This is a genomic window from Pseudomonas sp. HS6 (assembly GCF_023375815.1).
Classification (GTDB): Bacteria; Pseudomonadota; Gammaproteobacteria; order Pseudomonadales; family Pseudomonadaceae; genus Aquipseudomonas.
This window is the reverse complement of record NZ_CP067412.1, coordinates 1,117,660-1,132,083: the sequence shown is the minus strand read 5'-3', so window position 1 is coordinate 1,132,083 and position 14,424 is coordinate 1,117,660. Positions and strand designations below refer to the sequence as shown.

11 protein-coding genes are annotated in these 14,424 nt (G+C 60.7%); 10 read left to right on the top strand and 1 reads right to left on the bottom strand.

Going from position 1 to position 14,424, the window contains the following annotated elements; all coding sequences use genetic code 11:
- Positions 1 to 58 precede the first annotated feature (58 nt).
- The 4 genes from JJN09_RS05255 to JJN09_RS05240 all read left to right on the top strand — a co-directional run bounded on the left by JJN09_RS05255 (position 59) and on the right by JJN09_RS05240 (position 4,782).
- Positions 59 to 1,147 carry a polyamine ABC transporter substrate-binding protein gene (locus tag JJN09_RS05255; RefSeq protein WP_192558052.1) on the top strand — a complete coding sequence of 363 codons (1,089 nt, stop codon included), beginning with the start codon at positions 59 to 61 and terminating at the stop codon, positions 1,145 to 1,147.
- A complete protein-coding gene (locus JJN09_RS05250; protein WP_249486067.1) occupies positions 1,144 to 2,445 on the top strand; it encodes an FAD-binding oxidoreductase in 1,302 nt (433 codons plus the stop codon). The genes JJN09_RS05255 and JJN09_RS05250 overlap by 4 nt, the downstream gene beginning before the upstream one ends.
- Positions 2,446 to 2,558: 113 nt before the next feature.
- The gene (locus JJN09_RS05245) at positions 2,559 to 4,214 is read left to right on the top strand and encodes an intermembrane transport protein PqiB (protein WP_249486066.1); all 1,656 of its coding nucleotides are present in this window, start codon (positions 2,559 to 2,561) and stop codon (positions 4,212 to 4,214) included.
- A 16-nt stretch (positions 4,215 to 4,230) separates the two neighbouring features.
- Positions 4,231 to 4,782 (top strand): membrane integrity-associated transporter subunit PqiC, encoded by a 552-nt coding sequence (locus JJN09_RS05240; RefSeq protein WP_249486065.1) that lies wholly within the window; start codon positions 4,231 to 4,233, stop codon positions 4,780 to 4,782.
- Here JJN09_RS05240 and JJN09_RS05235 read toward each other — a convergent pair.
- Positions 4,740 to 6,053: a HAMP domain-containing sensor histidine kinase gene (locus JJN09_RS05235; RefSeq protein WP_249486064.1), complete on the bottom strand. Its 1,314-nt coding sequence runs from the start codon at positions 6,051 to 6,053 to the stop codon at positions 4,740 to 4,742. The genes JJN09_RS05240 and JJN09_RS05235 overlap by 43 nt on opposite strands.
- Positions 6,054 to 6,379: 326 nt before the next feature.
- On the opposite strand from JJN09_RS05235, the gene JJN09_RS05230 reads away from it, so the two are divergent.
- From JJN09_RS05230 to JJN09_RS05205, 6 genes are all read left to right on the top strand, one after another.
- Positions 6,380 to 7,033, top strand: a complete 654-nt coding sequence (locus tag JJN09_RS05230) for a histidine phosphatase family protein (RefSeq protein WP_249486062.1) — start codon at positions 6,380 to 6,382, stop codon at positions 7,031 to 7,033.
- Positions 7,034 to 7,315: 282 nt separating this feature from the next.
- On the top strand, positions 7,316 to 9,028 hold the full coding sequence (gene arnT, locus JJN09_RS05225) for a lipid IV(A) 4-amino-4-deoxy-L-arabinosyltransferase (protein ID WP_249486061.1): 1,713 nt from the start codon (positions 7,316 to 7,318) through the stop codon (positions 9,026 to 9,028).
- Positions 9,025 to 10,554, top strand: coding sequence for a glycosyltransferase family 39 protein (locus JJN09_RS05220; RefSeq protein WP_249486059.1), 1,530 nt, complete (start codon positions 9,025 to 9,027; stop codon positions 10,552 to 10,554). Before arnT ends, JJN09_RS05220 begins: the two co-directional genes overlap by 4 nt.
- 200 nt (positions 10,555 to 10,754) lie before the next feature.
- A complete protein-coding gene (locus JJN09_RS05215; protein WP_249486058.1) occupies positions 10,755 to 11,768 on the top strand; it encodes an iron ABC transporter substrate-binding protein in 1,014 nt (337 codons plus the stop codon).
- A 3-nt stretch (positions 11,769 to 11,771) separates the two neighbouring features.
- Positions 11,772 to 13,367, top strand: a complete 1,596-nt coding sequence (locus JJN09_RS05210; protein ID WP_249486056.1) for an iron ABC transporter permease — start codon at positions 11,772 to 11,774, stop codon at positions 13,365 to 13,367.
- Complete coding sequence (locus JJN09_RS05205; RefSeq protein WP_249486055.1) at positions 13,364 to 14,422, top strand: ABC transporter ATP-binding protein; 1,059 nt, start codon at positions 13,364 to 13,366, stop codon at positions 14,420 to 14,422. The genes JJN09_RS05210 and JJN09_RS05205 overlap by 4 nt, the downstream gene beginning before the upstream one ends.
- Positions 14,423 to 14,424: the final 2 nt, after the last annotated feature.

Here is a 14,424-nt window from a genome sequence, read left to right as displayed (position 1 = left end):
AGCTCCCACAAGGGACCGTGCTCACCTGAAAAATCCAATAATTCGAAGAGGTGTCGATATGCGTCTGTTGAAATCCCTGATCCCCGCCGCTCTGGCCCTGGCGTGCAGCGCAGGTGCGCAAGCCCAACCCCAGGTCAGCGTCTACAACTGGACCGATTACATCGGCCCGACCACCCTCGCCGACTTCCAGGCAGGGAGTGGAATCAAGGTGATCTACGACGTCTTCGACTCCAATGAAACCCTCGAAGGCAAACTGCTCGCCGGTCGCACCGGTTACGACGTGGTGGTGCCGTCCAACCACTTTCTGGCCCGTCAAGTGAAGGCCGGCGCGTTCCTCAAGCTGGATCGCTCGCAACTGCCGAACTGGAAGAACCTCGATCCGAAACTGCTGGCCCTGCTTGAGAAAAACGATCCGGGCAACGAGCACTCGGTGCCGTACCTGTGGGGCACCAACGGCATCGGCTACAACGTCGACAAGGTCAAACAGGTGCTGGGCATCGACCACATCGATTCCTGGGCCGTGCTGTTCGAGCCAGAGAACCTGAAAAAACTCACCCAGTGTGGCGTGTCGATGATGGACTCGGCCGACGAAGTGTTCCCGGCGATCCTCAATTACATGGGCATGGACCCGCGCAGCGAAAACCCGGAAGACTTCAAGAAAGCCGAAGCCAAGCTGCTGAGCATCCGTCCGTACATCACCTATTTCCACTCCTCGAAGTACGTGTCGGACCTGGCCAACGGCGACATCTGCGTGGCCTTCGGTTACTCCGGCGACGTGTTCCAGGCCGCCAACCGCGCCAAGGAAGCAAACAACGGCGTGAACATCGCCTATGCGATTCCCAAGGAAGGCGCGAACCTGTGGTTCGACCTGCTGGCGATTCCCGCCGATGCCGGCAACACCAAGGAAGCCCACGCCTTCATCAATTACCTGCTCGATCCGCAAGTGATCGCCAAGGTCAGCGCCTCGGTCGGCTACGCCAACCCGAACCCGCCGGCCAAGCAATACATGGACGTCGCACTGGTCAGCAACCCTGAGGTTTATCCACCTCAGGAAGTGCTCGACAAACTCTACATTTCCACCACCCCGCCCCAGTCGATCATGCGTCTGATGACCCGTTCCTGGAGCAAAGTGAAGTCGAACAAATGAATCAGTACACCCAGGAACATGCCCGCTCGTACTACGCCGCGTCGGCCCGGTCGAGCACGCCCTACCCTCCACTTGAGGCCGACCTGATCGCCGATGTCTGCGTGATCGGCGGCGGCTTCACCGGCGTCAACACCGCCATCGAGCTGGCCCAGCGTGGCCTCTCGGTGGTGCTCCTTGAAGGCCGGCGCATCGGTTGGGGCGCCAGCGGGCGCAACGGCGGCCAGTTGATCCGTGGCATCGGCCATGAAGTCGAGGGCTTCGCCCGGCATGTCGGCGCAGAAGGCGTGCGCTACCTGCAACAGGCCGGCGTCGATTCGGTGGAACTGGTACGCCGGCGCATCGAAGACCATGCCATCGAGTGCGACCTGCGCTGGGGTTTCTGCGAACTGGCCAACACCACGGCGCAATTCGAGGCGTTCAAGGCCGAACAGGAAAGCCTCGAAGCCTCGGGTTATGCCCACGAAACGCGCCTGATCGGCCCCGAAGACATGCGTCGGCAAGTGGTCAATTCGGGTGTCTATAAAGGTGGCCTGATCGACATGGGTTCAGGTCATCTGCACCCGCTCGATCTGGTCCAGGGCGAGGCGCGACTGGCGGCATCGCTTGGCGTGCGGATCTTCGAGCAGAGCCCGGTGCTGGAAATCATCCACGGTGCGACAGTACAAGTGCGCTGTGCCTCGGGCACGGTGCGCGCCGGCAGTCTGGTGCTCGGTTGCAACGCGCACCTGGACGAACTCGAGCAACAGCTCAGCGGTAAAGTACTGCCGGCGGGCAGCTACATCATCGCTACCGAGCCTTTGTCCAAAGAGCGCGCTACCGAACTGATCCCGCAGAATCTGGCGCTCTGCGACCAGAAGGTCGGCCTCGACTATTACCGGCTCTCGGCAGATCGCCGTTTGTTGTTTGGCGGTGCCTGCCACTATTCCGGGAAGGATCCGGCAGACATCGCCGCGTACATGCGACCGAAGATGCTCAAGGTGTTCCCGCAACTGGCGGACGTAGGCATCGACTTCCAATGGGGCGGCAAGATCGGCATCACCGCCAACCGCTTCCCACAGGTTGGGCGACTGAAACAGCACCCGAACGTGTTTTACGCCCAGGGCTATTCCGGCCATGGCCTGAACGTCACGCACTGGTGCGCCAAATTGCTGGGTGAAGCGATTCACGCCGGGCACAGCCAAGGCATGGATGTGTTCAGCGGCGTGCCGCACATGACCTTCCCCGGTGGCCCGGCGCTGCGCTCGCCGTTGTTGGCACTGGGCATGTTCTGGTATCGCCTGCGGGAAATGCTCGGCTGACCCTCGCGGGTTGAAGCGACCTGCACATTTGCTCTATCGCAAAGCACTTCTATATTGATGAAGTGCTTTTGCGTTCCTGACGCTCAGTGCCCAACACACTCTGGAGGTCATGGATGGAGTCGTCAGCCGCCGATCAACCGCGAGCACCCGGCCAGGCACCGATCAAGACCCGGCGTTTCAGCATTTCGCTGGTGTGGATCGTGCCGATTGTCGCGGTGCTGGTGGGCATTTCACTGGTGGTACACAACCTGATGCAGGAAGGCCCGACGATCGTCGTCACCTTCAAGACCGGCAGCGGCCTGACCGCCAACAAGACCGAAGTCAAATACCGCAACGTGGTGGTTGGCCAGGTCTCGGACGTCGAGCTGGCCGACGACCAGAAAAGCGTCAACGCCACGATCAAACTGGCCAAGCAGGCCGAAACCTTTACCCGTGAGGATTCGAAGTTCTGGGTGGTACGGCCGCGCATCGGCGCCGGCGGCGTGTCGGGCATCGATACCCTGCTTTCAGGCGACTACATTGGTGCCGATATCGGCCAGTCCGACGGTCGCGCCAAACACTTCAAAGGCCTGGAAAACCCGCCACCGATCACCTATGGCGAGCCGGGCAGACGCTTCAACCTGCATTCCTCGGATCTGGGCTCGCTGGACATCGGCTCCCCGGTCTATTACCGCAAGATTCCGGTCGGCCAGGTCGTGGCCTATGCGCTGAATCCCGATGGCAAAGGAGTGAATATCGAAGTGTTCATCCATTCGCCAAACGATGCCTTCGTCACCGAGAACACCCGGTTCTGGAACGCCAGCGGTATAGACGTGAACGTCGGCGCCAATGGTTTTGCGGTGAAAACCGAATCGCTGTCGACCTTGCTGGTCGGTGGCATCGCCTTCCGCGCGCCGGATTACAGCCCCAACGATGTGGCTGCAGCGGACGAAAAAGCCTTCGACCTGTTCGAAGACCAGCAGACCGCCCTCGCCCCGCCCGCCGGCAAACCGCAGTACCTGAGCCTGCGCTTCGATCAGGCAATGCGCGGCCTCAAGGTCGATGCGCCCGTGGAATTCCTCGGCATGGAAATCGGCCGTGTAGTGAGCGTCAACCTGGATTTCGACGAGAAAAAACGCAGCTTCCCGGTCAATGTCGGCATCGTGATCTACCCGCAGCGACTCGGCCGGGCCCATGAAAAAATGCTCAAGGTGCTCAACCACAACCCTGACGACGAAGGCGCCGCTGTGCGCCTGATCGGCACTTTCGTCGACAACGGCCTGCGTGCCCAGGCCCGTAGCGGCAACCTCCTCACTGGCCAGCTGTACATCGCCTTGGACTTCTTCCCCAAGGCCGAGAAAGTCGCGTTTGACCCGACGGCTCGTCCGATCGTCATTCCGACCATTCCCGGCAGCCTCGAACAGTTGCAGGAAAAGCTCGAAGCCATGCTCGACAAACTCAACAAGCTGCCGGTGGAACGCATCGCCGGCAATCTCGACAGCAATCTGGTGGAACTGCGCAAAGGCCTGACGCAATTCAACGCCAAGACCCTGCCCGGTGTTCAGAGCACCCTGGCGGACGTGAGCAAGACCTTGCAATCGGCCAGTTCGACCCTGGCCGAAGATTCGCCGCAACGCGAACAACTGACCCAGACCCTCGACGAACTCGGACGCATGTCGCGTTCGTTGCGTGAACTGTCGGATTACCTGGGCCGTCATCCGGAATCGCTGATTCGCGGTCGCCCCGACAACGCAGCGCCGCTGGATCTCAAAGGACCGCCGCGCAATTGAGCACAGGAGCTGTCCCATGGCTTTACCGCTGAAGTTCACCGTGCTCGCTGCGTGCCTGCTGCTGGGTGCCTGCCGCAGCGACCCGATCAGCTTTCACACCCTGACCCCGGCACAACCGGCGGCGGGCAGATCGGGCTCGGACATCGCGATTGAAGGCGTCAGCGTACCGCCGCAGGTCGACCGGCCGCAGATCGTCATCCGCCAGGGCAACAGTGGCCTGGCGATTCTTGAAACTGAATGGTGGGGGGCGAGCCTGGCCGATGAGTTGCGCAGTGCCTTGGTGGATCAACTGAGCAACGCCGGCGGGTCGCGTAAAGTTTCGGTGCGCATCGATGTACAACGTTTCGATTCGATTCCCGGGCAATACGCGCTGATCGACGCCAAATGGCGGCTACGTTCGGCCGGTGAATCCGACAATGGGCTGCTCACCTGCCGTTCAGTCCTGCAAACGCCGTCCGGGCCGAGCATCGACGAACTGGTGATTGCACAACAGAACAACGTCAAGCGCCTCGCAGCGCAGATTACTCAGGCTGCGGGCAATGGACGCGGCTGTCCGCCGGCGTCCTGAGTGGCCGGGTTCAGCGCCACGCTAAAGCGGCAACCGTTGGATTCGCCCGTACTCAGGTTCACCTGCCATTGCTGTCGCTTGCAGATCCGCTGCACCAGCGACAACCCCAGCCCAAGGCCCTCTCCCCGGCCTTCGTCACCGCGCACGAAAGGCTGAAACACGGCCTGACGCTGTTCTTCCGGAATGCCGATGCCGCTGTCCTCCACCACAAAGCCGCTTCCCTTCAACGTCAGCCGGACAAAACCCCGATCGGTGTAATGCCAGGCATTGCGCAGCAGGTTACCCATCACCGATTGCAGAAACGTCAGGTTGAAACGCTCCATACAGGGCTGATCCACCTCGTAGAAAAACGCCAGTCCCTTTTCGCGGATCAGTCGGCCCCAAATCTCGCACTGAGCATCCGCAACTTCCTTGAGCGTGACGCAAATATCGTTGCCGGCATCATCCTCGGCGCGAGCCAGCATCAGGAAGGTGTCGACCAGTTGACGCATCTCATGGCTGGCCCGGGCGATGCGATTGACCTGCGCGGTTGAACGGGAATCCAGCGACGGATTGGCGAGCAACAACTCGCAGGAGCCGCCGAGCACCATCAACGGCGTGCGCAGTTCATGGCTGACATCGCTGGTGAACAGTTTTTCGCGGCTCAGGGTTTCGCGCAAACGCCCCAGCGTCTGATCGAACGACAACGCCAGTTCCCCCACTTCATCCGCCGCATAGTCCGGGTGCAGCGGTGGCGCCAGCATCAACAGCTGATCGCGGTGGCGAACCTGGCGTGCCAGACGAATGACCGGCGCCATCACGCGCCGCGCCAACAGCCGACCGAGCATGATCGCCAGCAGGATACTCAGGAGAAAACCGACCAAGACCACGATGAACAGCAACCGCTCGCGTTGTTCGAGGCTTTCCTGATCACGCAGCAGCACGTATTTGCGCCCGCCGACCACCTCGACCATCGCGAAAAAATCGTCGCCGTTGAACATGATTTCCTGGAATCCGGGTGACAGCGCCGCCAATGACGGAATCAGTGCCATGGGCCCGGAGCCGCCTTCGAAGAAAAACAATTCACTCTTTTCCGGCTGATGACTCCAGCGATTGATGTCATCCATCGCCAGCAACCTGTGCAGGCCGCCACTCAGGGAGCTGGTGGCCAGCTTGTGCTCGACCACATGCACGGCGGCAACGATGCCCAGCGCAAACACCCCGGCGACCAGGGCGCTCATCAAAGCGAACACAATGACGATCCGTTTCGTCAGGCTTTGCTTGAGATCCATTCGGGTCGATGACTCCACTGCCGATTTCAGACTTCGCGGTCAAAAACAGGCGAGCGCCGCGACATTGACCGAACCTGCGCAGCTTCACCGCAAACATAAACATTTGTTAAGCCAGACCGGTAAAAAAAGGGTATTTGAGTCTGGTTATCAAACACCCGATTAATTGCGCGTTTTCAACTCTCGCAAAATTTTCACATGTTCTTCACTGCCCCCCAACGTGCACAAACGTAATGTTCAGCCAATATTCAAGTTCAAAACTATAAAAGTTGGTTAAATCGCCGGCCAATCTCGCCTGCGACGTCAAGGGGCATGCCGTGGAGCGACAGATGCAATTAACAGCGACATATAAACAACGCCGGACGCTGCGACTGGGAAGACTGCTGACCATCCTCGGTTCGTTGCTGGTCATTGCGCTGGTCAGCGGCTTCGTCTGGATGACCCGTTCGCCCATCGATCTGGGCCAGGCCGGCCATGCGGCCAAGGCTGATTTGACCAAGGCCTGGCAGGCCGGCGAAGTCGTTGCTCTGGTGCGTCATGCCGAACGTTGCGACCGTTCCGACAATCTTTGCCTGGGCCCGGCCGACGGTATCACTCAGGCCGGCAACGACTCTGCAGCGCTGGTGGGCAAAGGCTTCGTGGCACTGGGCATGCAGCAGGCTCAGGTGTTCACCAGCCCGCTGACGCGTACCGTGCAAACAGCGCGTGCCATGTTCGGCCAGGACGCCGCCGCCCAGATCTGGCTTGAGTCCTGTGGTGCTTCACTGCGCAACGACGTGGTGGCGCACAAAGTGGCGCAACGCAATATGGTGCTGGTCACCCACAGCGGCTGCATCAGCGATTTTGAAAAGCAGACCGGTTTCCCCCACGCGATCGCCGCCGATTACGGCAGCACCCTGTTCGTACGCATCGATGACAAGGGGCAACTTAAAGTGCTGGGCATCCTGAATGCCGACGCCTGGTCCCAACTCAATAGTCATTAATGCTTTAGTTGGATCGGGCCGACAAGGCTGAACTTTTTTTCAACTAGCCAAGAGCAGTTTTCATTATTTTGTAATGAGAGATGTATCTGCCCCCGTTTTACTGGACAACTGTTTTTTTTAAGCTTGGCTATATCGCGAGAACTTCGGCCTGGAGGTACGACAGTTCTCTGGATACAGGAAATGCCCGACACCTGCATTCATTCAACACGATGACACGCTCGCTCAGGAACGCGCCGGGCTGGTCATCGACACAAGAACTTCGTTCGGTACCAAGGCTCTGTCATGACGTCTGAAAACAACCCGCTCCGACACGCTGCCCGTCATTTTTCACAACCCACAACTTTCGAACGTCTGGCCATCCCCGGCCTGATTCTGGCTTTCGTGGTGTTTTACCTGCTGCCGTTGATGACTCACGGCCTGTGGATCCCCGATGAAACCCGCTACGGCCAGATCAGCCAGGAAATGCTGCTCAGCGGCAACTGGGTTGCCCCGCATTTCATGGGTATCCGTTATTTCGAGAAGCCGATCGCCGGTTACTGGATGATTGCGATCGGTCAGGCGATTTTCGGTGACAACCTGTTCGGCGTGCGTATCGCTTCGGCGCTGAGTACCGGCGCCAGCGTCTGGCTGACCTACCTGATGGCCCGCCGGCTCTGGAACAACCCGCGCATCAGCGCCGCGAGCGCCCTGCTTTATATGAGTTTCGGGCTGATTGCCGGTCAGGCCGGTTATGCCAACCTCGATCCGCAGTTCACCTTATGGGTCAACCTGAGCATGGTCGCCGTATGGTTTGCCATCGACAGCGAGACCCCTCGCGCCCGCCTGGGTGGCTGGGCGCTGCTCGGTATCGCGTGTGGCATGGGCCTGATGACCAAGGGCTTTCTGGCCTTGCTGCTGCCGGTGCTGATCGCCCTGCCCTACATGATCTGGCAACGCCGTTTCGGCGAACTGGTGCGTTACGGACTGGTCGCTGTGGTGGTTTGCGTGCTGATCAGCCTGCCGTGGGTGTTGGCTGTTCATTATCGGGAACCTGACTTCTGGAGGTTCTTCTTCTGGCACGAGCACATCCGTCGCTTTGCCGCCGGCGATGCCGCGCAACATGCCCGCCCGTGGTGGTTTTACCTGCCATTGCTGTTTGCCTCCACCCTGCCGTGGGCGGTACTGCTGCCTTCGACGCTCCTGCGGGCGTGGCGCGAAAAGCGTGAGGCGAAAACCGCCTACCTTGCGTTGTGGTTCCTGCTGCCACTGGTCTTTTTCAGCCTGAGCAGCGGCAAACTGCCGACCTACATCATGCCGTGCCTGCTTCCCGTCGCGCTGTTGATGGGACAGACCGTGGTCAACTGGCTGAATCAGAACAGTGGCCGCGTCCTGCGCCTGAACGGGGTGATCAACACCATCATCGCCAGTGCGGCGCTGGTTGCACTGTTTTATCTGCAAGCGACCAAGGAAATCTACGAAAACACCGAGATGTTCAGCCTGTCGCTGGTGTACATCGTGCTGGTGGGCTGGATCATCGCCAACGCCTTGCAGGTGCTGCGACCACTGACGTTATGGGCCATGCCGGCGCTGGGTATCGGTCTGCTGGTGGCATTGCTGCCTGCGGCCATGCCGGCGCAGATCGTCAACAGCAAGATGCCTGACCAGTTCATTGCCGAGCATCAACAGGAACTGAGTGAAACCACGTCCCTGCTGAGCAACGACCTGGGCGCGGCCTCCGCACTGTCGTGGCGCTTGAAGCGGCCGCAAGTGGATCTGTTCAACACCGTTGGCGAACTGAAATACGGCCTCGAAGACCCTGCCATGGCATCACGCAAGGTCAGTATGGAAAGCGTCGGGGAATGGATGACGGATGCGCGTAAAAAAGGCGCGGTCGGTGTGGTCTTGCGCGTCAACAGTACTCAAGAAGAGCAGGAAGTCGGATTGCTGCCGGTGGACGGCAAGCATTACCGGCGCGGCAATCTGCAAATCTTCATATTCCCGCAGATCAAACCATGACCTTGCGCAACAACGAACGGGGCGCCCTGCTGCTCCTGCTGGCGGCCAGCGCCCTGATGTTGCTGCTCGGTCTGGGCAGCCGAGAACTCTGGGGCGCGGAAACCCGCTGGGCCAACATCGCGTTGCAGATGCTGCAAAGCGGCGATTACTTCGACCCGTACCTCAAGGGCGATCCCTACTACGACAAACCGTTGTTGTCGTATTGGTTGATCACCGCGACTGCCTGGTTGACCGGTGGCCTGGATCACTGGTCGTTGCGCCTGTCTTCGGTGGTCTCCGCGTGGTTGAGCGTGTGGCTGGTGTACCTGCTGGGCGAGCGCCTGTTTCGAAAAGGCACCGGCCTGATCGCCGGGTGGATGCTGGCGACCACGTTCTATTTCGTGTTCTGGGCACGGGTCGCCACGGCCGACATCCTGACGGTGTGCGGCGTGTTGGCGGCGGTCTGGTGGTACTGGCGCGGGCCGGATGACACTCGGTTTTCACGCTATTTAGTGTTCTGCGTTTTGCTGTCCCTGACTTCTTTATTCAAAGGCCTGATCGGTTTTATCCTGCCGGGGCTGGTGCTGTTGCCGCATCTACTGAATGAAGGCCGCTGGAAGCGCCATCTCAACCTGCGCCTGCTCGCGGCGTTGGTGGTAGCTGGGGCGTTCTATATGACGCCGTTCCTGCTGTCCCACCTCTACGGCGCACCGAGCTACGGGGAAAGCGGCCTGGGGCTGGTCTTGCGGGAAAACGTCGTGCGGTTTTTCCAGCCGTTCGACAACATCGGCCCGATCTACACCTATTTGTTGTATCTGCCGGTTTATACCCTGCCCTGGGCGCCGTGCTGGATCATCGCTTTGTGGGTTGCCGCGCGTAACTGGAAACACATCGAACCGGACACCCGCTGGCTGATTCAGGGCCTGGGGTTGTTGATGCTGTTCTTCACCGCCAGCGGCAGTCGGCGCAGTTACTACGTGCTGCCGCTCGTGCCGTTCGCGCAACTGCTCGGGGCCTGGTGGATCACCAGACGCATGGCCGCGCGTAATGCCGAAAGCCCGTTCGGCGGGCGTGGACTGAAAATAGGCTTCGGCGTGGCCACTGTCCTGCTGGCCGGCATTCTCGGCGTGCTTTATCCGTGGACCAACAGCGGTGGCGGCGCGATCCGTTTTGGCGAGACCGTGCGCCTGCAAGCCAGCCAAAAGGCGCCATTGAGTCAGTGGCATATGGTCATGGTCGAGGTGGACAACAAGGTTCCGATGTACCTGCAGACTGGCGGCGCACCGTTCTACTACGTGCCGGAAACCCGGGATTTCCCCCGTGACGGCGATGCCGCCGCGATGTTCGAGTGGCTGGAGCGCACCAGCGGCCGGCATTGGGACCCGCAACGGACCATTTTCGTCGCGCAGTACCGAACCGGCGATCCCATACCGCTGAATAACCTCAGCCACGATCATCAGGTCATCACCACCACGCCCACACGGGGCGAACAGCTGTTCCACGGCCGCGAAGATCAAAGCGTCGCCTACCTCCCCCAAGGCTCCTGAAAGACAACGCCGGGTTCGCCCGGCGTCCCCGCCAAGTGACTGCTAACCTGAATGGCAATGACATGTATTAACGGTTTGTTTGACGTTTTTTTCTCATTTGCCTCTCTACATTGCCAGCCAGCCAACATATGCAAATCATTCGCATTGAAAACCCTGCGAACGGTTGCCCATAACGTCTAAAAAACAGGAGCTGCCCCGTCATGAGTTCATCCATTCCGTCCTTTCTCAAGCACGCTGTCCTGGCGACGGCGCTGCTCGCTGCCGGCCAGGTGTTTGCCGCCGACTCCGTTGGCATCGTGGTCTACAACGCCCAGCATGAAACCCTGACCAAAGCATGGGTCGCCGGCTTCACCGAAGAAACCGGGATCCCGGTGACGATCCGCAACGGCGACGACACGGAAATGGGCAACCAGATCGTGCAGGAAGGCGCGTCCTCTCCGGCTGACGTGTTCCTGACGGAAAACTCCCCGGCGATGGTGCTGGTGGACAACGCCAAGCTGTTCGCCCCGGTCGCGCCGGCCACCCTTGAACAGGTGGGGGCAGCCTATCGTCCGGCGCACGGCCAGTGGGTCGGCATCGCCGCTCGCTCCACCGTGTTCGTCTATAACCCGGCCAAACTGGCGGAAAGAGACCTGCCAAAATCCCTGACGGACCTCGCCTCCCCAGCCTGGAAAGGTCGCTGGGCCGCCTCCCCTGCCGGTGCGGATTTCCAGGCCATTGTCGCCGCCGTGCTGGAACAGAAAGGCGAAGCCGCCACCCTTGAATGGCTCAAGGGCATGAAAGCCAACTTCACCGCCTACCGTGGCAACAGCTCCGTGCTCAAAGCGGTCAACGCCGGGCAGATCGACAGCGGCGTGATCTATCACTATTACTACTTCGTCGATCAATCCAAGACCGGCGAAAACAGCAAGAACACCGCCCTGCACTACTTCAAGCATCAGGACCCGGGCGCGTTCGTGAGCATTTCCGGTGGTGGTGTGCTGGCGTCCAGCAAACATCAGGAAGAAGCTCAGAAATTCCTCCAATACGTCACTGGCAAACAAGGCCAGGAAATTCTGCGCACCGGCAATTCCTTTGAATACGCCGTGGGCAAGGACGCAGCATCCAACGCCAAACTGGTGCCATTGAAGGATCTGGACGCGCCAAAAGTCGACGCATCGAAGCTCGACAGCAAGAAAGCCGTCGAGCTGATGACCCAGGCAGGACTGCTGTAATTGATGCCTGAACCTCTACCGGCGGGGATCGCTGCGGCGCCCCCCGCCAACCTTTCACGCAGGACCCGCGCCCTCAACGGTCGCGGGAGCCCTTGGGTGGTCGTGCTGGCGATCAGTGTTTCACTGCTGTCGTTACTGCCAATCGGTTTTGTCATCGGCGTGTCGTGGTACACCGGTTGGGCAACCATAGAAGCCTTAATCTTCCGCCCTCGAGTGGCCGAACTGCTGATCAACACCGTATTGCTGGTGTTGATCACTCTGCCAATCTGCATTGTGCTGGGCACGACCCTCGCCTGGCTGACCGAACGCACCGATCTGCCGGGTCGGCGCTTGTGGTCACTGCTGGCAGTCGCGCCGCTGGCGGTGCCGGCGTTCGTGCACAGTTACGCGTGGGTCAGCCTGATTCCGTCAATCAATGGATTGCCGGCCGGCGTGCTGGTGTCGGTGATCGCCTATTTTCCGTTCCTCTATCTGCCGATTGCGGCGACGTTGCGTCGTCTCGACCCGGCGATTGAAGACGTTGCCGAATCCCTGGGTCTGAAACCGTGGGCCGTGTTTTTCCGGGTAGTCTTGCCGCAATTGCGTCTGGCGATCTGTGGCGGTGCGCTGTTGGTGGGTCTGCACTTGCTGGCCGAATACGGCCTGTACGCGATGATCCGCTTCGACACGTTCACCACGGCCATTTTCGATCAGTTCAAATCGACCTTTAACGGCCCGGCCGCCAACATGCTCGCCAGTGTATTGGCGCTGTGCTGTCTGGCGATGCTGACCGTGGAGTCCAGCGCCCGAGGCCAGGCGCGTTATGCCCGGGTCGGTTCCGGCAGCGCCCGGGAACAGCGGACCGTACGCCTCAAACGTGGCACCGCCGCGCTGGGGCTGTGTCTGCAAGTCCTGACCTGCCTGCTGGCCCTCGGCGTGCCGATGCTGACACTCGGCAAATGGCTGATCGCCGGCGGCGCCGAAGTCTGGCAAGGCGAAGAACTGTTGCCGGCGTTGCTTCAGACCCTGTCGTTCGGCGTGGCCGGTGCGTTGTTGACCAGCCTTGCCGCGATTCCGATTGCCTGGCTGTCGATCCGCGCGCCCGGCAAGCTGCAACGTCTGCTTGAAGGCTGTAACTACATCACCAGTTCTCTGCCGGGGATTGTCGTGGCACTGGCGCTGGTCACCGTGACGATCCACTTCGCCCGGCCGATCTACCAGACCACCATCACCGTGCTGCTGGCGTACCTGCTGATGTTTCTGCCGCGAGCGCTGGTCAGCCTGCGTGCCGGTTTCGCCCAGGCACCGGTGGAGCTGGAAAACATCGCGCAAAGCCTCGGTCGCTCGCCACTGCGCGCCTTGTGGCTGATCACCCTGCGCCTGGCCGCGCCGGGTGCGGCGGCAGGTGCCGCACTGGTGTTCCTGGCGATCACCAATGAATTGACCGCAACCCTGTTGCTCGCGCCCAACGGCACGCGCACCCTGGCCACCGGTTTCTGGGCCATGACCAGCGAAATCGACTACGCCGCCGCAGCGCCTTACGCCCTGCTGATGGTGGTGCTTTCGCTGCCGCTCACGGCCATTCTCTATCACCAATCCAGGCGCAGTGCCGGCCGATGAACGCTCTCGAAATCATCAATCTCAGCAAGTCCTTCGGCGCACAAACGGCGCTGAACACCATCAACCTGTCCGTTCCGACCGGCAGCCGCACCGTGATCGTCGGGCCATCCGGTTCCGGCAAGACCACGCTGCTGCGAATGATCGCCGGGTTCGAATTTCCCGACGCCGGCAGCCTCACGCTCAACGGCCAGACGCTGGTCGACAGCACCCACGCCGTGCCCGCCTACCAGCGGCAGATCGGCTATGTGCCGCAAGATGGCGCGCTGTTTCCGCACATGACCGTGGCGGACAACATTGGTTTCGGGCTCACCGAGACCGGCAACGCCCGAACCGAACGCATTCAGGCGCTGATGGACAGCGTGGCCCTGAACGCCAACATGGCCACGCGCTGGCCTCATGAATTGTCCGGTGGCCAGCAGCAACGGGTGTCACTCGCCCGGGCACTGGCCCAGCAACCACGCCTGATGCTGCTGGATGAACCCTTTTCCGCCCTCGACACCGGCCTGCGCGGCGCCATGCGCAAAATGGTCGCCCGCCTGCTCGAAGAGGCCGGTGTGACCACGATTTTGGTCACCCACGACCAAAGCGAGGCGCTGTCGTTTGCCGACCAATTGGCCGTCATGCGTGACGGGCGGCTGGTGCAATCGGGGCATCCGATGGATCTTTACCGCTACCCGGACGACGAACAGACCGCACGTTTTCTCGGCGAAGCAGTGGTCATGCCCGCGCAGATCGAGGCCGGCTGGGCCCATTGCGATCTGGGTCGGGTGGCGGTGAACAGTAACGGTTTCTCCGGTCCGGCGCAGATCATGTTGCGCCCGGAACAGCTTCAGCTGTCCGACGCGCCTGCCGATCCACAGGGCTGCAATGCCGTCGTCACCGAACGCGACTTCGGCGGCAACACTTGCACCCTGACAGTCGAACTGCGTACGCCGGCGAACGAAGAACCTGGTCGGTCGCTGCTGGTGCGCAGCACCGGGATGCATGCGCCATCGGCCGGCAGCGCCGTACAACTCTCGATACTCGGGGCCGCCCACGTCTTCGAAACGTCCTGACG